This window comes from Acinetobacter sp. NIOH-H-8 (assembly GCF_046635365.1).
Lineage (GTDB): Bacteria > Pseudomonadota > Gammaproteobacteria > Pseudomonadales > Moraxellaceae > Acinetobacter.
Window position 1 is genome coordinate 1 of record NZ_JBHDVN010000133.1, and the last position, 555, is coordinate 555.

Consider the following 555-nt stretch of genomic DNA (forward strand, 5'->3'; position numbering starts at 1 on the left):
AATTTCAAATTGTGCAGCTACCGCTCGAATAGAATAACCTTCCTCAAGTTTAGCTAAAATTTTACGTCTAAAATGTTCTGAATAACTCATTGCACCATTGTATTGGTTTTATAATGATTTGACTATAGCCTGACCATTTTTTCCATAGCGTCCTGCCTAAACGCTTAACTGTTCGAAGTAATTCATTTCGCTCTAGCGAGCTACTCTTTGTATCTTTCCATGGTTTCGCATTTTTTCTAGGTGGAATCACCGCATGCGCTTGCCGATCTGCAATGACCTGACGGCATTGCTTGGTGTCATAAGCTCCATCGGTATAAACAGAGTCAATCCGCTCATCTTGTGGAATCTGATCAAGTAAATCACCAAGCACCTGTGAATCACTGACATTATTGGTTGTAAGCTGAACTGCTCGTATTTTCAGGGTTTTGGCATCTATACCAATATGAAGTTTACGCCATTGGCGACGATATTCAGGTCCATGTTTCTTGCGTTTCCATTCGCCCTCACCTAGAAACTTCATGCCTGTAGAGTCCATGAGTAGATGCAGCCCATCGC

At 41.8% G+C, this 555-nt stretch carries 1 protein-coding gene and 1 pseudogene; both read right to left on the bottom strand.

The genetic code is table 11. The features are described 5' to 3' along the window. Positions 1-90 (bottom strand): annotated as a pseudogene (locus tag ACEWB7_RS17400) (transposase); the annotation flags it as partial. Then, positions 68-555: IS5 family transposase (locus tag ACEWB7_RS17405; RefSeq protein ID WP_411581013.1), on the bottom strand; the 488-nt coding region annotated here is incomplete at its 5' end. The pseudogene ACEWB7_RS17400 and the gene ACEWB7_RS17405, both read right to left, overlap by 23 nt.